Here is an 18,880-nt window from a genome sequence, read left to right on the forward strand (position 1 = left end):
CCGGGTGTCCGGGCCGTCAGCCCATCGCGCGCATCCGGTGGATCTCGGAGGTCTGGGTGGCCGCCACCTCGTTGGCCATCTCCTCCACGGCGGCGTTGTTGCCCGCGGCCAAGACCTCGCCGGCCATCTTCAGGGCGCCCTCGTGGTGGGCGGTCATCAGGGTGAGGAAGAGCCGGTCGAAGTCCGCCCCCCGGGCCGCGGTCAGTTCCGCGAGCTGCTGCTCGGTGGCCATGCCGGGCATCGACGCGTGGTCGTGGCCGCCCGGGGCGGAGCCGGGCGCCGGGTTGCGGGCCGCCCATCCCTCCATCGCGCCGATCTCGGGCTTCTGCGCGGCCGCGATCCGCTCGGCGAGCCGTTTGACCCCGTCGGCCGAGGCCCGGTCGGGGGCCAGCGCACTCATGGTCAGTGCCTGACCGTGGTGTTCGATCATGTTCCGCACGTACGCTCGGTCCGCCGCGTTGGGGGTGTCGTCGGGCAGTGCCTTCGCGGCCTGTTCGGGGGAGAGGGTGCGCGCCTTCTCGCCGGGTTTGCCGGGGGCGATCACCTTCGGCTTGCCGTCGGCCGCCGCGCCGTCCGCTGCGCCGCCGTCCTGGCAGCCGGTGAGGGGGAGCAGGAGCCCGAGGGTCAGGGCCGCTCCGACGATTCGCCCGAGTGAGACTTTCGCCATGTCCATGCTAAGGACCATACTGCCGGGGTCCGCGTTCCGTTCCCACCACGGGCGGAACCGATCGGACTCATGGGAGGGCACAGTGACCTCGATGCACACCAGCAGAGCGCGGCGCAGATCCCTGGGAGTGGCCGTCGCCGCGGCCGGACTCCTCACCACCTTGCTGGCGGCCGGACCCGCGGCCGCCACCCCCGACCCGGGAGACCTGGTCCCGGGCGCGGGCGCGTCGCAGAATGCCGCCACCGCGGACGGCGCGGGCCGGGAACTGGCGCCCGGTGAGATACCGGGCCAGGACGAGATCGTCCACAGCAGCAACATCAAACCCCTGGCCAACATCCCCAGTTCGGACCCGACCCAGATCAACTCCGACATGGCCTTCCAGGGCAAGTACGCCTACGCGGGCAACTACAACGGCTTCGTGATCTACGACGTGGGCAACCCCAGGGCGCCGAAGAAGGTCACCGAAGTGCTCTGCCCCGGCGGGCAGAACGACATCTCGGTCGACGGCGACCTGCTCTTCCTCTCCACCGACTCCTCCCGCAGCGACGACTCCTGCAACAGCGTCTCGCAGCCCGCCACGGAGAAGTCCTCGTGGGAGGGCATCAAGATCTTCGACATCAAGGACAAGAAGAACCCCCGGTACATCAAGTCCGTAGAGACCCCGTGCGGCTCCCACACCCACACGCTGGTACCGGGCGGCCGGGACGCCTACCTCTACGTCTCCTCGTACAACCCGAACGACGCCTTCCCCGACTGCAAGCCGCCGCACGACGGCATCTCGGTCGTGAAGGTCCCCAAGAAGAACCCGACGCAGGCCGCGGTCGTGGCCTTCCCGATCCTCTTCCCGGACGGCGGCAACCCGGGCGCGCCCACCAACCCGGGCGTCTCCAAGACCACCGGCTGCCACGACATCACCGTGCTGCCCTCGAAGGACCTCGCCGCGGGCGCCTGCATGGGCGACGGCATCCTCTTCGACATCAGCAGGCCCGAGCAGCCGCGCGTCATCGACCGGGTCCAGGACAACGTGAACTTCGCGTTCTGGCACTCGGCCACCTTCAACGAGCGCGCCAACAAGGTGGTGTTCACCGACGAGCTGGGCGGCGGTGGCGGCGCCACCTGCAACGAGGCCACCGGACCCACCCGGGGAGCCGACGGCATCTACGAGATCACCGGCCGCGGAGACCAGCGCAAGCTCGTCTTCAAGAGCTACTTCAAGATCCCGCGCATGCAGGCCGACACCGAGAACTGCGTGGCCCACAACGGCTCGCTGATCCCGGTCGGCGGCGGCCGCGACATCATGGTCCAGGCCTGGTACCAGGGCGGCATCTCCGTCTGGGAGTTCACCGACTCCACCAGCCCGAAGGAGATCGCCTACTTCGAGCGGGGCCCGCTGACCACCGACAAGCTCAGCCTCGGTGGCTCCTGGTCCGCGTACTACTACAACGGGCACATCTACTCGAACGACATCGTCAAGGGCCTCGACGTTCTGCGGCTCGACGACTGGCGCACCGACAGCGCCAAGTGGGTGTGGCTGAACCGGCTCAACGTGCAGACCCAGCCCGACTACCGCTGACGCGGCGAGGGAAACGTTCCGCCGGGCGGTTCACCGTCCGGCGGGACACCCAGCTCCCAGTCCAGCCCGTACCGCTGGAACAGCTCGGCCCGCAGCCGCGCCGCCGGCATCGGCGCCCCCGGCAGCAGCACCGCCACCACCGCGCCCATCAGCAGGGCCCGCAGCAGCGGATAGTCGGTGTCCACGTCCGCCGTCCCGTAACGGTCCACGGTGTCCCGCAGCAGCTCCGCGAGCCGCTGCTGCTCCACGCACTGGACGAAGCCCTCGGCCTGCAGGATGCCCGCCATGTGGGTCCGCATCAGCCGGGGCCGCTCCATGGCCAGCCCCAGGATCGCGTCGATGGCCCGGGCCAGGCGCTCCCGGCCCTCCTCGGGTCCCTCGGGCCTGGGCTCCCGCTCCAGCGCCGCTTCCAGGGTGAGGTGCATCAGCCGGTGCACGGCGGACTGCAGCAGCTGGCGCTTGCCCGGGAAGTAGTACGACACCAGGCCGCGGGCGGCCCCCGCCCGGTCGGCGATGTCCCCGAGGGTGGTGGCCTCGAAGCCGCGCTCCCCGACGAGCTCGACCGTGGCCTGCAGCAGTCGCTCCCGGGAACGCCTGCGCAATTCTTCATTGACCGATGCGCTGCGCGGGGACATGCTTGCTCCTGCGTTGACTGGCTCCGGGCCAGTATACTCAGCGCACCGGACCGCCTGCTCTGGGCGACACGGGGGATCGTCCAGAGCAGGCGCCGTCCGAGACCGCGAGCGCCACCAGCAGCGCGCCCAGCAGCCAGCCCCCCAGGACGTCCGAGAACCAGTGGACGCCCAGGTAGATCCGGGTGAAGCCGACCCCGAGGGCCGAGACCGCGGCCAGCAGCAACGCCACGGCCGGAACGGCCCGCACGAGCCACCGCGGTGGCCGGAGCCCCGGCGCGTACGGCCGCGCGGAGCCGCGTGCGGCCACCCACACGAGCAGGCCGCAGACCGTCGTCGCCGTCAGGGCGTGCCCGGAGGGATAGGCGGCGTAGGCCGCGGAATCGACGGGATCCGGCCAAACCGGCCGCTCCCGCCCCACCCAGGCCTTCAGCCCCTGACTGACCGCCGAGGCCGCCAGGGTGGCCAGGGCGATCCGCAGCGCGCACCGGCCCCGGCCCCGCCACCACAGCCACAGGCAGGCCGCGCCGGCCAGGGCGCGCATGGTCCACGGATCCCAGACCCAGTCGCTGAGCACCCGTATCAGCCGGGTCGTCCCGGGGTGGGCGACGGCGTACGCGTGCAGCCCCCGCGCGATCCGGTCGTCGAGGGAGAGCAGCGGACCCCAGCCGACGGCCACCAGCACCGTCAGCGCGGCCGACGCGATCGCCGCGGCGACCAGCGCGCACGCCAGGGGGGTCCGCAACCGAACGTGAGCGCTCCGCATCCGCCGATCCTCGCACCCGGCGGCGCCGATGCTCCGTAAGAGCGGCTCCGCGATCCCCGGCGGGCGGCCCCGGCCGGCCCTCGGATCCCCTTGGTCTCAGACCCCCTCGGCGGCCCTCAGGCCAGCGCGCCGAGTCCCGGTCCGAACGCCACCAGCAGCGGAACCGCCGGGGCCAGCGTCGCCAGGGCCGTCAGCCGCATCCGGCGCACGGCCGTCAGCCGGGGCGCCGCCGCCAGCAGCCGCCGGACCCGTTCCGGGACGTGCGCGTGCGGGGCGGGGGCGGGGCCGAAGACCCCGCGGTCCTCGTTCAGGCCGATCAGGGCCAGGGCCGTGGTCAGGCGCCCGTACCGCCGCGAGGCCACGTCGTCGGCCGCCAGCTCCACCAGCATGTGCATCTGCGCCTCGAACGCGGCGAAGACGGGGACCCGCGGGAACCCCCCGGACAGGGCCCGCGAGCAGTGCAGCAGCCAGTCGTGCCGGGCCGCCGCGTGCCCCTCCTCGTGCGCCAGTACGGCGTCCAGCTGGCTCCCCTTGAGCCGGCCCAGCGCGGCCGTCGTGACCACCAGTTGCGGGACCGGCCCCGGCAGCCACCAGCTGTCGGGCCGCTCCCCCTCCAGCACCACGAGCCGCGCCCCGGTGGCCTGTTCCCCGGGCAGCAGCGGGGCCCGCAGCAGCAGTTCGGCGCCCTGCGCCCGCCGCCGGGAGCGGGCCCGCAGGATCTCCCGGGCCAGCATCGCGCCGGTCCACAGCCCGCCGCCCGCCAGCGCGACGGCGGTGCCCGCGGCCCAGAGCCCGCCGGCGGCGTCCAGCGCGTACGCGTCGACCACCCCGTGCGGGGCCGCGGCGAACAGCCGGCCCCGGACGGCCTCCCAGGCGGCGGCCGAGCTGAGCAGCATCGACAGCGCGAAGCACAGGAGCACGGCGCCCACGACGCACTGCCACGCCCACAGGGCCACGACGGGCTCGCGCTCGGGCCATTGGGCCCGGGCCAGCAGGCGGGGTGCGAGCACCGCGGTCAGGGCGCCGAGCAGCAGGAGAGCGGCGGGGACCATCATGGGGCTCAGCCTAGGAGCGTGCGGCTACCTGCGGGTATGGTCCGGGCCAAGGGTGACGCAGGACACGTTTGCCCGCACGCCGGCCCGCCCCGTCCGCGGCCTCACATCGAGAGCAGCATCGCCAACATCCCCATTCCCATGGCCAGTCGGCAGGCGCGGATCACCTCCGCCGGTCCGGAGGGGGCCCCGGCGGGGGCTCCGGTGGCACCTGTGCCCCCGGCGGCGACCAGCCGGGTGCCGCCCAGCACCACGTACCCGGCGTAGTAGAGGAGCAGCAGACCGGTGAGCAGTGGCAGCCCGGCGCCCTGCCCGTGGGCGTGGCCGGAGGTCCCGGCGGCCAGCGCCATGTAGACCATGGTCAGCGAGCCCACCAGGTGGTGCGCGTGGTGCGGGCCGTCGCGCAGCAGCCAGAGCGCGTGCAGCGCCGCCGCGCAGAAGACGGCGCCCAGTACGGGCGCCTGCCAGCCGCCGCCGAGCCGCAGCGGCACCGCCATCACGGCCATGCCGAACCCCATCGCCGCCTCCCCGGCCGCCGCCCCGCCGCCGGCTCTCCCCGCGCGCCGCAGGCAGTACGCGCCGCTCATCGCGCAGAGCAGGACGAGCAGCCAGGCGGAGACGGCGGTGGAGAGGGACGTGGCGGGACCGTGCACGGCGGAACCTCCCGGTTCGTCGGCTTCACCGGAAGAGATGCCCCCTTCACGCGGCCATCACGCCGGGCGCGGTTAGGCTCTGTGCGACCACCGGAACCAGTACGTCGCACGACCTCGCGCAGAACGGAGCCCTCGATGCCGAGCGCCGCCCCCCACGCCCTGACCTACCGCAGCGCCGTGGAGGCAGACATCCCGGCGCTCGTGGCGCTCGTGGAATCGGCGTACCGGGGAGACGCGAGCCGCGGCGGCTGGACCACCGAGGCCGACTTCCTGGACGGGCAGCGGACCGACGCCGAGGACGTGGCCCGGATCGTCGGGCACCCGGACGGCATGCTCCTCGTGGTGGAGCGCGAGGGCGAGATCGTCTCCTGCTGCCACCTCGAACACCGCGGCGACCACGTCTACTTCGGCATGTTCGCGGTCCGGCCCGGACAGCAGGGCGGCGGGCTGGGCAAGGAGGTCATGCGGGAGGCGGAGCGCCGCGCCCGCGAGCAGTGGGACGCCAAGGAGATGCGGATGACCGTGATCAACGTACGGGAGGAGCTCATCGCCTTCTATGTGCGCCGCGGCTACGAGCGCACCGGCGAGATGAGCCCCTTCCCCTACGGGGACGAGCGCTTCGGCGTGCCGCTCCGCGACGACCTGGCCTTCGAGCTGCTGGTCAAGACGCTGTAGCGGCGGGCCCGCCGGGCGCGGTCCTCAGGCGGTGAAACGGCCCGTGGAGCGGATCTCCGGGAAATCGGTGAGCACGCCGTCCAGTTCGAGGGCCCGCGCCAGCCGCAGCCGCTCCAGCGTGTTGACCGTCCATCCCGTCACGCGCAGTCCGGCCTCGTGCGCCGCCTCCACGGTGTGCAGGCTGAGGTGGCCGATGTTGAGGGCCACCGTCTCGGCGCCCGCCAGGGCAGCCCGGGCGACGACCTCCCCGGCGTCCGCCGGGGTCTGGTTCGCGTAGAGCACCGTCCGTACGCCCGGCACCAGCCGGGCCGCTTCCACGAGCACCTCGTCGTGGAATGAGGCCACTTCCACCCGGCCGGTCAGATCGCCGCTCCTGAGCAGCTCCGCGAAGGTCCCGAGGGCGGCGAGGTCGTGGACCTGGATCCGGAGCGGGGCGCGGACCGCGTCGAGGACCTCGTCCAGGACCGGCACGTGCTCGCCGTCCCCGGCGTCCAGCTCGCGCAGTTCGGCCAGGGTCAGATCGGCCACGGCTCCCGAACCGTCGGTGGTCCGGTCCACCTCGGCGTCGTGCAGGACGACGAGTGCGCCGTCCTTGCTGAGCCGCACGTCCAGCGCGACGACGTCCATTCCGGAACGTTCCGCGCGGACGAACGACCGCAAGGTGTTCTCCGGTTCGACACCCATGACCCCGCGGTGCCCGATGGTGAGGAAAGTCAAGGTTCTCATCCTTCCGTCGACGGCGGCTCCCCGCGCGGTCGCGGTGTCCCGACCGGCCGCGCGCGATGTGAGGCGCATGCTAGTGCGCCCCGCGTGGGATGGAACCGCCTGTGCGGGGGGCTCCGCAACGCCGTCCGGCCGCTTCCCGACGGGCTCGCCGGGGGCCGGGAAGCCCCCGGCGCGGCCCGCGCGGTCACCCGGTGGTGGGCGCGTCCCCGCCGGATTGACGTTCCTGCGCGTGCGGGCCCCCGAGGCCTTCGAGGCCCTCGAGTCCGTCCAGATCCGCGAGCAGCGCCTGCGTCAGCTCCAGTTCGGCCAGGTGCTGGCGCTCGCTCCAGCGCAGGGCGAGCACCGGGAACGCCCAGTCCGGCTCGGTCGCCGCGTGCGCCATGGCCTCCCGTACGGAGGCCAACTCCTCGGTGGTGCGCTCCAGATGCTCCGTCACCATGGCGCGGAGCCGCTCCGGCTCGGCCAGGTGCCCGAGCCAGACCCGCAGCAGCAGCCCGTGCTTGAGCACCGGGGGGCCCGCCTCGGAGACGTCCGAGGCCCAGCCGGCCAGCGCCTCGCGCCCGGCGGGGGTGATGCCGTAGCGGCGCTTGGCCCGCGCCTCCTCGGGCCCCGAGCGCACGGAGGCCGCGTAGCCGAGCTCCTCCAGGCGGCGCAGTTCGGCGTAGATCTGACTGATGGCCGGGGACCAGTAGAAGAAGCGCAGCGAGGAGTCCGCCCACTTCTTCAGCTCGTAGCCGGTCCGCTCCCCGGGGAAGGAGAGCAGGCCGAGAACGGCCCACGCGGTCGGTGGAAGCTCTTGCTTCTTCTGCTTCTGACTACTAGTCATATTTCGAATTGAAGTGAGACCCGGCACGGGACGCGACCCTGGAGGCACCGTGAAATTCTCCGTCATCTTCGAGGCTCAACTGACCGACCCGACCGTGGAGCGGGAGCACCAGGTCATCCGGGACTGCGTCGAGCAGGCCGTGCTCGCCGAGCAGATGGGGTTCGACCGGATCTGGGCCGTGGAGCACCACTCCCTGAAGTGGTACGCCCATATGTCCGCTCCCGAGATCTTCCTGACCTGGGTGGCGGCCCGGACCAACACCATACGCATCGGGCACGGCGTCGTGTGCATGCCCTTCGCCTTCAACCACCCGGTCCGGGTCGCCGAGCGGGCCGCCATGCTCGACCTGCTGTCCGGCGGGCGGGTCGACCTCGGGGCCGGGCGGGGCGGCACCGTGCAGGAGACCTCGCTGTGCGGGGTGGACAGGGACCGCACCACGGCGGAGGTGGAGGAGGCGCTGCGGATCATCGGCAAGGCCTGGCAGGAGGAGGAGCTGGAGTACCACGGGGAGCTCATCGACATCGATCCGCACCCGATCCTTCCGCGGCCCAGCCAGCGGCCCCATCCGCCGCTGTTCCTCGCGTGCAGCCGGGCCGAGACCCTGGTGCAGGCCGCGGAGCTGGGGGTCGGGGCGCTGGTGATGGGATTCGCCGGGCCGGAGTCCATCGCGGGGATGCGCTCCGTCTACGACGCCGCGATCGCGGGGCGGGACGGCGCCCGCTTCGTCTCGACCGCCGTCAACGACCACTTCTCCGTCCTCTGCCCGACGATCGTCCTCGACGACCCCGAGGAGGCCCGCAGGATCGGCATCCGGGGGCAGCGGTTCTTCGCGCAGTCCATCGGCCACTGGTACGGCGGGGCGGGGGTGCCGGACGAGGCGGTGGTCGCGGGCGCCGACGAGGGTGCGGAGATGCGCAGGGCGGCCGAGCAGGTGGTGGCCCGGCTGAACGAACAGGACATCCCGGTACGGCCCACCGCGACGGCCACCTTCAACGCGGACCACGCCTACGGGAGCGCGGACGAGGCGATCGCGTACGTGGAGCGGCTGCGGGAGGCGGGGGCCGACGAGATCATGTGCCTGATCCAGATGGGCACCGTGCCGCAGGAAGCCTGCCTGGAGACCCTGCGGCAGTGGGGCGAGAAGGTCATCCCGCACTTCGCGCACCAGCGGGCGTAGGGACCGGCGCCGTGACGGACGAGACCACTGGGACGGACGAGACTGCTAGGACGGATCAGACCGCCGGGACGAATGAGGCCGGTGTGGCGGACGCGGCTGCCCTGATGGGGGAGGCCGCCGGCTCCGACCGGCTCGATCCCGCCGCGCGTCCCTACGCCGATGCCCTGGCCGCCCTCTTCCCCGACCTCGGGGGGCGCGTCACCGACGCGGACGAGGCCCGCCGGATCCTCGCCGCCGTGCCCGCGACGGCCCGGCCGCAGGTCGTGGGGGCCGTGGAGGACCGGGAGGTCCCCGGGCCGGCCGGAGCGCCGCCGGTCCCCGTACGCGTCTACTACCCGGACCCGGAGCGGTGGCAGGGCTCCCGCCCGACCGTGGTGTTCTGCCACGGCGGCGGCTGGGTCCTGGGCGACCTCGACACCTACGACGCCACCGCGCGGGCGCTCTGCCGGGCCTCCGGCGCCGTCCTGGTCTCCGTGGACTACCGGCGGGCGCCCGAGGCCCGCTTCCCCGCCGCCGTCCACGACGCGTACGCCGCCCTGCGCTGGGCCGGCGCGCACCTCGACGAGCTCGGCGGGGACCCGGACGCGCTGGTGGTGGCCGGGGACAGCGCCGGCGGGAACCTCGCCGCCGCCTGCGCGCAGCTGGCGCGGGACGACCCCGCGTACGGCGACCCCGCCCTCGCGCTCCAGGTGCTGATCTACCCGTGCCTGGACGCCGCCCAGGACACCGGGTCCTACCGGAGCAACGCCGAGGGGTACTTCCTGACGGCGGCGCACCTGCGCTGGTTCTGGGAGCAGTACCTCGGCCCCGGCGGCGACGGCGGGAACCCGCTGGCCTCCCCGCTCGCCGGGGACCCCCGGGGGCTGCCGCCCGCGTACGTGGTGGTCGCCGGGTGCGATCCGCTGCGGGACGAGGGGGAGGCGTACCACCACCGGCTGCTCGGGGCCGGGGGCCGTTCGGCCCTTGACTCCCATCCGGGGATGTTCCACGGATTCCTCGCGCTGGCCGGAGTGCTGCCCGAGGCCCGCCGGGCCTTGGCGCGACTGGGCGAAGTCATCGACTCCACGCATACGAACGGGAAGACTTCCGGTGAAACCGGGGGTGACGCAGGATAATTTCCCGGATCTCCTCTTGAGCGGAAGAGCCTCTCACGCTTACGCTGTGGCGACGTGAGGTTCTCCTGTGGAGGAAGTGACATGACGGAAACTCTTGTGCCGGGTATCGGCGGTGCCGTGATAACCGCCGGTGGACGGGTGGTCGACCACCCGGCGTGGCCCGAGCTCAAGGCCGCCGTGGAGGAGATCCGGCCGTGGCAGTCGGCCGACGGCTCCATCGACTTCGAGATCGAGGGGGCGCACATCCGTGCCGCCGCCCCGGCCGCGGTCGAGCGCGTGATCGCGGGCATCGAGGCCCTCTCGCCGCTGCTGCCGCACGCGGCCGCGTACCACCAGGCCCTCGTCGCGGACCTGCGCAAGTGGGCCGACGGCGGCTTCGGCGTGCCGGACTTCCTCGACTCCCTGCTCGCCTTCGCGCCCGCCGCGGAGCGCGCCGACGGGCTGCAGCACCTCGTGGTCTTCCCGATGTACACGCAGAACGGCAACCCGGACCGCAACCTCGAAGCCGTCGTGCTGAAGATGGTGTGGCCCGAGTGGCTCTCCGAGCTGGAGCGCACCCGGTACGACAACCCGCTCTTCCTCGGCATCACCTTCGAGGACTTCACCCCGGGCTACGACACGCACTCCGCCGTGCTCTTCCCGGAGACCATCGCGGTGCGCGAGGCCCCCGAGCGCTTCACCTGGGGCGGCATCTTCTGCGACCGCGAGGCCGCCCGCTACCGCAAGGTCACCGAGGCCGCCGTGGACATCCTGGGCATCGAACTGCCCGAGGACATCGCCCGGATGGTCGAGGACCAGGAGCGCTGCGAGAAGGCCTTCGTCCTGTGGGACATGGTCCACGACCGCACCCACAGCCACGGCGACCTGCCGTTCGACCCCTTCATGATCAAGCAGCGCCAGCCGTTCTGGATGTACGGCCTCGAAGAGCTGCGCTGCGACCTCACCGCCTTCAAGGAGGCCGTGAAGCTGGAGTCCGAGGGCAACGAGCACGGCCGCGACGTGCAGTACGCCGTCCTCTTCGACCGGATGTTCCGCTTCCCGGTCTCCGGCGACCGCACCCGCAACTACGACGGCCTCGGCGGCCAGCTCCTCTTCGCGTACCTCCACAAGCACGACGTCGTGCGCTGGACGGACAACAAGCTGAAGATCGACTGGATGCGCGCCCCGCAGGTCACCAACCAGCTGTGCGCCGAGATCGAGGACCTGTACCGGGCCGGCATCGACCGCCCGAAGCTCGTCCACTGGTTCAAGGCGTACGACCTGGTCGCCGAGTACCTCGCCCCCCACCCGGGCTCCAAGTGGGCCAAGGGCCCCGACGCCCTCGACCTGACGCAGCCGCCCCGCAAGCTCGTGGACGACGTGCTTCCGGACGAGTTTCCGCTGAGCATGTTCTATGAGGCCCTGGCCAAGAAGCTCAAGGGCGTGATCGCCTCGACCAAGGGCATCACGGCAGGGAACGCCGCGGACCGCGAGGCCGCGCGGGTCGCCGCGTGAGCGCTCGCCCACAGGAGGCTGCACAGATGAACGGCTCCGGTAACGGGAACGGGAAGCTCCACGGGGCGGTAGTGGCGGTGGCGGGGGCCGGCGGGCCCGCCGGCCGCGCCACCCTGCTCCGGCTCGCCGAGGCGGGAGCCGTGGTCGTCGCCTCCGACGCCGACGCGGCCCGGCTCGCGGAGGCGGTGGACGCCGCGCGCTACGCCCACGGCGGCGCCACCATCACCGGCGACACCGTCGACCTGCTCGACCTGGAGGCCACCAAGGCCTGGGCCGAGCAGACCGAGAAGGAGTTCGGCCGCATCGACGGCCTGGTCCACCTCGTCGGCGGCTGGCGCGGCAGCAAGACCTTCACCGATGTCGACCTCGCGGACTGGGACTTCCTGGAGAAGCTCCTCATCCGCACCGTCCAGCACACCTCGCTCGCCTTCCACGACGGACTGCTGCGCAGCGACCGCGGGCGCTACGTGCTGGTCAGCCAGTCCGGCGCGCACAAGCCGGTCGCCAACAACGCCGCGTACAACGCCGGCAAGGCGGCCGCCGAGGCCTGGACGCTCTCGATGGCGGATTCCTTCCGCAAGGCGGGTGGCGAGGACGGTCCGGGCGCCGCGGCTGCGATCCTGGTGATCAAGGCATTGGTGCACGACGCGATGCGCGCCGAGCGTCCCACTGCGAAGTTCGCGGGCTTCACCGACGTCGAGGAGCTGGCCGAGGCCATCGCCGGTGTCTGGGAGCGGCCCGCCACGGATGTGAACGGACAGCGCCTGTGGCTCACCCCCCAACCGTGAAGAAAGGCGCCGTGAAGACCGCGATACGCAAGTCCGCGGCGAAGACCGACGCCCGCCGGCACCACGACCCGGCGGTGCGCGGGTTCGCGAGCGACAACTACGCCGGGGTGCACCCGGAGATCCTCGCGGCCATCGCGCTCGCCAACGGCGGCCACCAGGTCTCCTACGGAGACGACGAGTACACCGAACACCTGCAGTCGGTGTTCCGCGGCCACTTCGGCCCGCACGCCGAGGCCTACCCGGTCTTCAACGGCACCGGCGCCAACGTGACGGCCCTGCAGGCCCTCACCGACCGCTGGGGCGCCGTGATCTGCGCCGAGACGGCGCACATCAACGTCGACGAGGGCGGCGCGCCCGAGCGGATGGCGGGCCTCAAGCTGCTCACCGTCCCCACGCCGGACGGCAAGCTCACTCCCGAGCTCATCGACCGGCAGGCCTGGGGCTGGGAGGACGAGCACCGGGCCATGCCGCAGGTGGTCTCGATCACCCAGAACACGGAGCTCGGCACGGTCTACACCGTGGACGAGGTCCGTGCCATCTGCGAGCACGCGCACGCCAAGGGGATGAAGGTCCACCTCGACGGCGCCCGGATCGCCAACGCCGCGGCCTCGCTCGACGTGCCGATGCGCAGCTTCACCAACGCCGTCGGCGTGGACGTGCTGTCCTACGGCGGCACCAAGAACGGAATGATGGCCGGCGAGGCCGTCGTCGTGCTGAACCCGGACTCCGTCCGGCAGATGAAGCACATCCGCAAGATGTCGATGCAGCTCGCCTCCAAGATGCGTTTCGTATCGGTGCAGCTCGAAGCGCTCCTCGCGAAGGACCTGTGGCTGCGCAACGCCCGCCACGCCAACGCGATGGCGCAGCGGCTGGCGGCCGGGGTGCGCGAGACCGACGGGGTGGAGATCCTCTACCCGGTGCAGGCCAATGCCGTGTTCGCGCGGCTCCCGCACGAGGTCACGCGACGGCTCCAGGAGCGCTACCGCTTCTACTTCTGGGACGAGATCGCGGGCGACGTCCGGTGGATGTGCAGCTACGACACCCAGGAGGAGGACGTGGACGGCTTCCTCCAGGCCCTCAAGGAAGAGCTGGCCCGCTAGCCCTCCATAAATCTATAGGCATGCAGCCTCACGCATGAGTATGCTCCTGGATCATGGAATTGATCCAGGAGCATACTGACATGGCCGCCTACCTGGCCGCGGACGATGTGGTCGATCACGGCCATCCGCTGGTCCAGGAGACCGCCGACGCCCTGTGGGCCGCCACGGGCGATGCATATTCATACGCCAAAGTGGCCTTCGAGTTCGTCCGGGACGCCATCCCGCACACCGCCGACTCCGGGGACGACCGCGTCGCGTGGCGCGCCTCCGACGTCCTGGCCACGCGCAACGGCATCTGCTATGCCAAGTCCCACGCGCTGACCGCGCTGCTGCGCGCCCGGGGCATCCCGGCGGGCCTCTGCTACCAGCGCCTCGCCGACGACGACGGATCGAACCCGGTCCTCCACGGCCTCGTCGCGCTGCGCCTGCCCGGCGCCGGGGACTGGTCCCGGGTGGACCCCCGGGGCAACAAGCCCGGAGTGGACGCCCAGTTCATCCTGGACCGCGAGCAACTCGCCTTCCCCGTACGCCCGGAGCTCGGCGAGATCGACTACCCGGAGCTGTACGCGTCCGCGCACCCGGCCGCGCTCAAGGCGCTCCAGGAGTCCGCGGACCGGACGCAGTTGTGGCGGAACCTTCCCTCGGGTCTCTAGCCGACGGGACTGCAGTTGACGGGACTGCAGCCGACGGGCCGGAGGCCGCGCCCCGGGCGGGCCCGCGCGGCGCCAGCGCGGTGTGCAGCAGGGCCGCGGCCAGTTGCAGGACGGCGATCGCGAGTACCAGGACCCAGGGCGCCACGCCGGCGGCGAGCCCCACGAGGGCGGCGCCCGCCGACGCGGCCGTCACCTTCAGCCCGGCGCCGAGGGTGAAGACCTGGGTCCGCGCCTCCTCGGGCGCGAACTCCGAGCGGATGCGCAGGGTCGCCGTCAGCAGCGGGCCGTCGCACACCCCGGCGGCCGCGAACGCCGCCGCCGCGAGGGGGACCGACGGGGTGAAGGCGGCCGCCGTCAGCGCGACCCCGGTCGCCGCCATGGCCCAGCGGGCCAGCCGGCCGGGCGGCACGGACGTGATCCGGCCCAGGGTCAGGGAGCCGGTCAGGGCGCCCAGGGCGAAGGCGGTCATGAGCACTCCGCCGCCGCCCGGGCTGCCGAGCGCGGTGGCCAGCAGGACCGCGGTGGTCGTGAGGGCCCCGATGCCCACGAAGGCCAGGGTCGTGGCCGAGGTCACGGCCCGCAGCTCCCGGATCCGCCACAGGGCGGCCAGTCCGGAACCCAGCCGGACCCGGGGTGCGCCCCGGGAGGGCCCCAGGCCGGAGTTCGCGCCGGAGGTGGCGGGGGGCTTCGGGTAGGGGAGGGTCGCCGCCAGGGCCGCGGCCAGTGCACCGGAGGCCGCGAGGAGGGCCATCGCCGGCCCGGCCGAGCCGAAGGCCGCGACCAGGCTGACGGCCGCCGGAGCGGTGACCGCGGCGCCGTTGTAGGTCGACGCGTCCCAGCCGTACGCCCGGTCGCGCGCGGGACCGGCCGGGACCAGCCCCGTGACCAGGCTCGACAGCCCGCCGGTCACCATGGGGCCGCAGGAGCCGCCGAGCACCGCCACCGCGAGCACCACCGGTGTCGGAGCCCGCCCGAGCAGGAACGCCAGTGCCGCCACGGCCGTGGTGAATCCCGCCAGGGCGCCCACGTGGAAGAGCCGGGGCCGGCGCGACCGGGCCGCCGCGGTGCCCGCGAGCGGAGCCGCGAGCACGTGCGGGGCCAGCCAGGCGGTGAGGACGAACGCGCCGTGGGCGGCGCTCCCGGTGCGCTGGAGGGCGAGCAGGACGACGGCCATGCTCATGCCCTCGGAGGCGAAGCGCGCCGCCAGTGCGGCGGCCAAGTACCGTCCGAGCCCCGGCATCCCGGCCCCTTTCGCCAGGCGACGTGGCAGACGGTGCGAGGTTACGCCATACGGGTGGACGGGTGTATGGCGAAAGGATCGCGGTTTTCGGTCAACAGGAAACCTTCCTGTCTGACATCGTTGTCAGCTTGGCATGCGCATGAGTATGTTCGGCCGCAGGAATCCCCCCACGGACCCTCCGAAGGACCCCACCTCCGACCGGAAGGCGCTTCATGCGTTACGGAGTCCCCGCCGGGCTGCTCTCCGCGGCCCTCGCCCTGGTCGCGGCGCTGACCCTCGCCCCCACCTCCGCCGCCGTCACCCCCCACACCCCCGCCGAACCCGCCGCCGCCCCCGCGGCCTTCGCCCACCCCGGAGTCCTCAACAGCCGCGCCCAGCTGGACTTCGTACGCACCAAGGTGCAGGCCGGGGAGCAGCCGTGGAAGGCGGCCTTCGACGACATGCTCGCGAGCCGGTACGGCTCGCTGTCCCGGACGCCCAAGCCGCGCGAGATCGTCGAATGCGGCTCCTACTCCAACCCCAACCTCGGCTGCACCGACGAGCGGGAGGACGCCATAGCCGCGTACACCGACGCGCTCGCCTGGTACATCACCCGCGACGCCCGGTACGCGAAGAAGTCCATCGAGCTGATGGACGCCTGGTCCGCACGGATCAAGGACCACACCAACAGCAACGCCCCGCTGCAGAGCGGCTGGGCGGGTTCCACCTGGCCGCGCGCCGCCGAGATCGTCAAGCACACGTACACCGGCGGCTGGCCGAACCAGGGGCGCTTCGCCACGATGCTGCGCGAGGTCTACCTGCCCGAGGTGATCGGCGGGAGGCCGAACAGCAACGGCAATTGGGAACTGATCATGATGGACGCCGCGGTCGGCATCTCCGTCCACCTCGACGACCGCGCGAGCTACGACAAGGCGATGGCGGTCTACCTCGGCCGGGTGCCCGCCTACTTCTACCTGGCCTCCGACGGGCCGCAGCCCAAGTACCCGCCGCGCTCCAGCATCGACACCAGGAGCGAGCTGATCGACTACTGGCACGGCCAGAGCACCTTCGTGGACGGTCTGGCGCAGGAGACCTGCCGGGACTTCGGCCACACCGGGATGGGCATCGCGGCGGCGCTGCACGTGGCCGAGACCTCGCGCATCCAAGGGCGCGACCTGTACCCGGAGTTCAAGGACCGGTTCCGCCACGCGCTGGGCTTCCACGCCACGTACGAGCTCGGTGCGGCGGTGCCCTCCTGGCTGTGCGGCGGGAAGCTGACCAAGGGCCTGGGACCGGCCACCGAGGTCGGATACAACGCCCTGCACACCCGGCTCGGCGTCACGATGGAGAACACCCGCCGGCTCACCGAGGGCCGTCGCCCCGCGGGAACCGAGAACCACTTCGAGGCGTGGGAGACGCTGACCCACGCCGAGAACCCGAACTGACGGGTCCGCACGGCAGAGCGCGGCCCCGCCCGGTGTTCGGGCGGGGCCGCGGTCGTGCGGAAGACCCCGAAGGCCTCAGCCGGCTTCCTTGACCTGCGCCGCGGTCGGCGCGGTGCCGCCGAGGTGGGCCGGCAGCCACCAGGAGTCCTCGGCGCCCTTGGGCTTGGCCGGGTAGGCGGCCTGGGCGGCGTCCAGCAGCTCCTGGACGCGCTCGCGCAGCCGGCGGGTGATGGCGCCCGCGTACTGGTCGGCCGGCGCCTCCAGCGGCTCGCCGACCCGCATCGTCACCGGGATGTGGCTGCGCTTGAGGTCCTTGGGGCGGCCCTTGGTCCACATCCGCTGCGTCCCCCACAGCGCCACCGGGATCAGCGGGACACCGGCTTCCTGGGCCATGCGCGCCGCACCGGACTTGAAGCTCTTGAGCGTGAAGGACTGGGAGATCGTCGCCTCGGGGAACACGCCGATGATCTCGCCGGAGCGCAGCGACTCCAGCGCGTGCTGGTACGCCGTCTCGCCCTGGGCGCGGTCCACCGGGATGTGCTTCATCGCGCGCATCAGCGGACCGGACACCTTGTGCCGGAACACCGACTCCTTCGCCATGAAGCGGACGAGCCGCTTCTGCGGGCGCGCGGTCAGCCCGGCGAAGATGAAGTCCAGGTAGCCGATGTGGTTGGACACCAGAACCGCCCCGCCCTTGCGCGGGATGTTCTCCGTGCCCTTCATGTCGATGCGGACGTCGAGCGCGCGGAAGAGGGTGTGCGCGGCACCGATGACCGGGGGGTAGACGAGCTCAGCCATGGTGGGGAGACCCCGCTTTCTGCCTGGAGGTGCTCCCGGCCGGAAGTTACGGCAGCGTAGGTACGCGGCCATGGGGATCGTGCCCCATACGGGAGCCGCAGGCCAGCCCAGACGGCCGTGCCCGGCGAGATTCTCGTCACGCAGGGAATCGCGCGGGGAATGCGGAGGGTTCGCGGGGCGCTCCGATCAGCGTACGACCGTACCGGGATGATGGACGCGTGCCCGTACGGGTCAGGAGACGGCGGCGACGGCGGAGACGGGGGCGCGGGTGCGCGCGGTTGAGCGGGACGAGAGCGCGGGCGAAGGCGCGGGCGCGGCCGTGGATGAAGGCGAAGGCGCGGGCGAAGGCCGGCTGGGCTTTGCCGAGCTGGGGGCTGAGCCGGGGGAGCGGGCCACGCTCGTGCAGTTCTCCAGTGCCTTCTGCCAGCCCTGCCGGGCCACCCGGCGGATCCTGGACGAGGTCGCGGCCATGGTCGGGGGCGTCGCCCACATCGAGATCGACGCCGAGAAGAACCTGGACCTCGTACGGGCCCTCGGCGTCGAGAAGACCCCGACGGTACTGGTGCTCGACGCGGCCGGCCGGATCGTGCGGCGGGCCGCCGGAATGCCGCGGAAGGCGGACGTGATCGCCGCCCTGGGCGCCGCCGTGTGACGCGCGACACTCCGCGGGCCCCGCGGACGTCCGGTGAGCCGGTACGCACGTCCGTACGCAGCGTGACACGTCCTACATCTGCCCGTTCGGGCTTGACTGTGTACACGGGAGATCGCCAGGCTTGCGATATGCGGTATGAACTCCTGCTTTACGGACGGGGAACCCCCATATGACGGCTCCGACGGCTCCGTCCTCACGGGCCGGCGCAGACCTGCCCGGCTCGCCCGCGCTGTTGCGTTCGGTGTTCCGCCGGCACGCCGCGGGTGTCGCCGTGATCACCGCCGAGAGCGGTGGCCGGCCGGTGGGTTTCACCGCCACCTCCCTCAACTCCGTCTCGGCGGACCCGCCGCTCCTGTCGTTCACCATCGGGACCGGGTCCTCCAGCTGGCCGGCGGTACGGGACTCCGAGCACCTCGGGGTCCACATACTCGCGGAGCACCAGGAGGAGCTGGCGGGCCTCTTCGCCCGCAACGGGGCCGACCGCTTCGGGCCGGCCACCGACTGGTCGCCGGGCCCGCACGGGGTTCCGGTCCTGGGCGGAGTCCTGGCCTGGCTGGTGTGCCGGGTCGTGGCGCGGGTTCCGGCCGGCGAGCACCGGGTGATCATCGCGGAGGCGGTCGCCGGGGATCCGGCGGGGGACCCGTCCGGCGAGGGCCGTCCGCTGCTGTACCACCAGGGGCGCTTCAACGCGTTGCGGGACTGAATCGTCCCTGCTGGGGCCGGTTCCGCCGGCGTTGGCCAGATCACAGTTCACCGGCCTTGCAACCTGGCGGCACCCGCTGTGTACTGACGAGTAACATTCCCGAACGGGGCGCGGGCCGCCCCGGCGGGAACGGCCCGAGATGGCGCCTATGCTGCCTGAACAAGGC

At 72.4% G+C, this 18,880-nt stretch carries 20 protein-coding genes; 11 read left to right on the top strand and 9 right to left on the bottom strand.

Annotation, left to right across the window (positions count from 1 at the left end):
• Positions 1-16: 16 nt before the first annotated feature.
• A complete protein-coding gene (locus NLX94_RS05010; RefSeq protein WP_254381353.1) occupies positions 17-673 on the bottom strand; it encodes a DUF305 domain-containing protein in 657 nt (218 codons plus the stop codon).
• A gap of 85 nt (positions 674-758) precedes the next feature.
• Between NLX94_RS05010 and NLX94_RS05015 the strand changes: the two genes are divergently transcribed.
• Complete coding sequence (locus tag NLX94_RS05015) at positions 759-2,240, top strand: hypothetical protein (protein ID WP_302168833.1); 1,482 nt, start codon at positions 759-761, stop codon at positions 2,238-2,240.
• Here the strand turns inward: NLX94_RS05015 and NLX94_RS05020 are convergent.
• The 4 genes from NLX94_RS05020 to NLX94_RS05035 all read right to left on the bottom strand — a co-directional run bounded on the left by NLX94_RS05020 (position 2,231) and on the right by NLX94_RS05035 (position 5,343).
• Positions 2,231-2,875, bottom strand: coding sequence for a TetR/AcrR family transcriptional regulator (locus tag NLX94_RS05020; protein WP_254381355.1), 645 nt, complete (start codon positions 2,873-2,875; stop codon positions 2,231-2,233). The two genes, NLX94_RS05015 and NLX94_RS05020, sit on opposite strands and share 10 nt — an antisense overlap.
• A gap of 37 nt (positions 2,876-2,912) precedes the next feature.
• The gene (locus tag NLX94_RS05025) at positions 2,913-3,638 is read right to left on the bottom strand and encodes a phosphatase PAP2 family protein (protein ID WP_254381356.1); all 726 of its coding nucleotides are present in this window, start codon (positions 3,636-3,638) and stop codon (positions 2,913-2,915) included.
• A gap of 116 nt (positions 3,639-3,754) precedes the next feature.
• Positions 3,755-4,693 carry a M56 family metallopeptidase gene (locus NLX94_RS05030; RefSeq protein ID WP_254381357.1) on the bottom strand — a complete coding sequence of 313 codons (939 nt, stop codon included), beginning with the start codon at positions 4,691-4,693 and terminating at the stop codon, positions 3,755-3,757.
• Positions 4,694-4,794: 101 nt separating this feature from the next.
• Positions 4,795-5,343, bottom strand: a complete 549-nt coding sequence (locus NLX94_RS05035; protein WP_254381358.1) for a DUF5134 domain-containing protein — start codon at positions 5,341-5,343, stop codon at positions 4,795-4,797.
• 135 nt (positions 5,344-5,478) lie between these two features.
• Here NLX94_RS05035 and NLX94_RS05040 point away from each other — a divergent pair, with 135 nt between their 5' ends.
• Positions 5,479-6,018, top strand: coding sequence for a GNAT family N-acetyltransferase (locus NLX94_RS05040; RefSeq protein WP_254381359.1), 540 nt, complete (start codon positions 5,479-5,481; stop codon positions 6,016-6,018).
• A 24-nt stretch (positions 6,019-6,042) separates the two neighbouring features.
• On the opposite strand, the gene NLX94_RS05045 is transcribed toward NLX94_RS05040, so the two are convergent.
• Both NLX94_RS05045 and NLX94_RS05050 read right to left on the bottom strand, forming a co-directional pair.
• Positions 6,043-6,735: a glycerophosphodiester phosphodiesterase family protein gene (locus tag NLX94_RS05045; RefSeq protein WP_254381360.1), complete on the bottom strand. Its 693-nt coding sequence runs from the start codon at positions 6,733-6,735 to the stop codon at positions 6,043-6,045.
• A gap of 193 nt (positions 6,736-6,928) precedes the next feature.
• On the bottom strand, positions 6,929-7,570 hold the full coding sequence (locus NLX94_RS05050; protein WP_254381361.1) for a PadR family transcriptional regulator: 642 nt from the start codon (positions 7,568-7,570) through the stop codon (positions 6,929-6,931).
• Positions 7,571-7,619: 49 nt separating this feature from the next.
• Here NLX94_RS05050 and NLX94_RS05055 point away from each other — a divergent pair, with 49 nt between their 5' ends.
• The 6 genes from NLX94_RS05055 to NLX94_RS05080 all read left to right on the top strand — a co-directional run bounded on the left by NLX94_RS05055 (position 7,620) and on the right by NLX94_RS05080 (position 13,897).
• Positions 7,620-8,747, top strand: coding sequence for an LLM class flavin-dependent oxidoreductase (locus tag NLX94_RS05055; RefSeq protein WP_254381362.1), 1,128 nt, complete (start codon positions 7,620-7,622; stop codon positions 8,745-8,747).
• An 83-nt stretch (positions 8,748-8,830) separates the two neighbouring features.
• Positions 8,831-9,862 carry an alpha/beta hydrolase gene (locus NLX94_RS05060; protein ID WP_254381363.1) on the top strand — a complete coding sequence of 344 codons (1,032 nt, stop codon included), beginning with the start codon at positions 8,831-8,833 and terminating at the stop codon, positions 9,860-9,862.
• 81 nt (positions 9,863-9,943) lie between these two features.
• The gene (locus NLX94_RS05065) at positions 9,944-11,356 is read left to right on the top strand and encodes a DUF6421 family protein (protein ID WP_254381364.1); all 1,413 of its coding nucleotides are present in this window, start codon (positions 9,944-9,946) and stop codon (positions 11,354-11,356) included.
• Positions 11,357-11,382: 26 nt separating this feature from the next.
• A complete protein-coding gene (locus NLX94_RS05070; protein ID WP_254381365.1) occupies positions 11,383-12,144 on the top strand; it encodes an SDR family oxidoreductase in 762 nt (253 codons plus the stop codon).
• A gap of 11 nt (positions 12,145-12,155) precedes the next feature.
• Positions 12,156-13,244 carry a low specificity L-threonine aldolase gene (locus NLX94_RS05075; protein ID WP_254381366.1) on the top strand — a complete coding sequence of 363 codons (1,089 nt, stop codon included), beginning with the start codon at positions 12,156-12,158 and terminating at the stop codon, positions 13,242-13,244.
• A 53-nt stretch (positions 13,245-13,297) separates the two neighbouring features.
• Entirely contained in the window at positions 13,298-13,897 is a 600-nt protein-coding gene (locus tag NLX94_RS05080) for a transglutaminase family protein (protein ID WP_254381367.1), read from the top strand.
• Here the strand turns inward: NLX94_RS05080 and NLX94_RS05085 are convergent.
• Positions 13,833-15,137 (bottom strand): MFS transporter, encoded by a 1,305-nt coding sequence (locus NLX94_RS05085; protein ID WP_254381368.1) that lies wholly within the window; start codon positions 15,135-15,137, stop codon positions 13,833-13,835. The genes NLX94_RS05080 and NLX94_RS05085 overlap by 65 nt on opposite strands.
• Positions 15,138-15,349: 212 nt before the next feature.
• On the opposite strand from NLX94_RS05085, the gene NLX94_RS05090 reads away from it, so the two are divergent.
• Positions 15,350-16,561 (top strand): alginate lyase family protein, encoded by a 1,212-nt coding sequence (locus tag NLX94_RS05090; RefSeq protein WP_254381369.1) that lies wholly within the window; start codon positions 15,350-15,352, stop codon positions 16,559-16,561.
• A 75-nt stretch (positions 16,562-16,636) separates the two neighbouring features.
• On the opposite strand, the gene NLX94_RS05095 is transcribed toward NLX94_RS05090, so the two are convergent.
• Positions 16,637-17,359, bottom strand: coding sequence for a 1-acyl-sn-glycerol-3-phosphate acyltransferase (locus NLX94_RS05095; RefSeq protein ID WP_254381370.1), 723 nt, complete (start codon positions 17,357-17,359; stop codon positions 16,637-16,639).
• 319 nt (positions 17,360-17,678) lie between these two features.
• On the opposite strand from NLX94_RS05095, the gene NLX94_RS05100 reads away from it, so the two are divergent.
• Both NLX94_RS05100 and NLX94_RS05105 read left to right on the top strand, forming a co-directional pair.
• Positions 17,679-18,011, top strand: coding sequence for a thioredoxin family protein (locus NLX94_RS05100; protein ID WP_254381862.1), 333 nt, complete (start codon positions 17,679-17,681; stop codon positions 18,009-18,011).
• Positions 18,012-18,180: 169 nt separating this feature from the next.
• Positions 18,181-18,714, top strand: a complete 534-nt coding sequence (locus NLX94_RS05105) for a flavin reductase family protein (protein ID WP_254381371.1) — start codon at positions 18,181-18,183, stop codon at positions 18,712-18,714.
• Positions 18,715-18,880: the final 166 nt, after the last annotated feature.

Origin of the sequence: Streptomyces sp. TBY4, assembly GCF_024213195.1 — a bacterium.
GTDB lineage: Bacteria > Actinomycetota > Actinomycetes > Streptomycetales > Streptomycetaceae > Streptomyces.

What these genes read in the sequence shown, in the direction of transcription:
- NLX94_RS05010 (WP_254381353.1), bottom strand. Translation starts at nt 673, where the DNA reads ATGGACATGGCGAAAGTCTCACTCGGGCGAATCGTCGGAGCGGCCCTG.
- NLX94_RS05015 (WP_302168833.1), top strand. Translation starts at nt 759, where the DNA reads ATGCACACCAGCAGAGCGCGGCGCAGATCCCTGGGAGTGGCCGTCGCC.
- NLX94_RS05020 (WP_254381355.1), bottom strand. Translation starts at nt 2,875, where the DNA reads ATGTCCCCGCGCAGCGCATCGGTCAATGAAGAATTGCGCAGGCGTTCC.
- NLX94_RS05025 (WP_254381356.1), bottom strand. Translation starts at nt 3,638, where the DNA reads ATGCGGAGCGCTCACGTTCGGTTGCGGACCCCCCTGGCGTGCGCGCTG.
- NLX94_RS05030 (WP_254381357.1), bottom strand. Translation starts at nt 4,693, where the DNA reads ATGATGGTCCCCGCCGCTCTCCTGCTGCTCGGCGCCCTGACCGCGGTG.
- NLX94_RS05040 (WP_254381359.1), top strand. Translation starts at nt 5,479, where the DNA reads ATGCCGAGCGCCGCCCCCCACGCCCTGACCTACCGCAGCGCCGTGGAG.
- NLX94_RS05050 (WP_254381361.1), bottom strand. Translation starts at nt 7,570, where the DNA reads ATGACTAGTAGTCAGAAGCAGAAGAAGCAAGAGCTTCCACCGACCGCG.
- NLX94_RS05065 (WP_254381364.1), top strand. Translation starts at nt 9,944, where the DNA reads ATGACGGAAACTCTTGTGCCGGGTATCGGCGGTGCCGTGATAACCGCC.
- NLX94_RS05070 (WP_254381365.1), top strand. Translation starts at nt 11,383, where the DNA reads ATGAACGGCTCCGGTAACGGGAACGGGAAGCTCCACGGGGCGGTAGTG.
- NLX94_RS05080 (WP_254381367.1), top strand. Translation starts at nt 13,298, where the DNA reads ATGGAATTGATCCAGGAGCATACTGACATGGCCGCCTACCTGGCCGCG.
- NLX94_RS05085 (WP_254381368.1), bottom strand. Translation starts at nt 15,137, where the DNA reads ATGCCGGGGCTCGGACGGTACTTGGCCGCCGCACTGGCGGCGCGCTTC.
- NLX94_RS05090 (WP_254381369.1), top strand. Translation starts at nt 15,350, where the DNA reads ATGCGTTACGGAGTCCCCGCCGGGCTGCTCTCCGCGGCCCTCGCCCTG.
- NLX94_RS05095 (WP_254381370.1), bottom strand. Translation starts at nt 17,359, where the DNA reads ATGGCTGAGCTCGTCTACCCCCCGGTCATCGGTGCCGCGCACACCCTC.
- NLX94_RS05105 (WP_254381371.1), top strand. Translation starts at nt 18,181, where the DNA reads ATGACGGCTCCGACGGCTCCGTCCTCACGGGCCGGCGCAGACCTGCCC.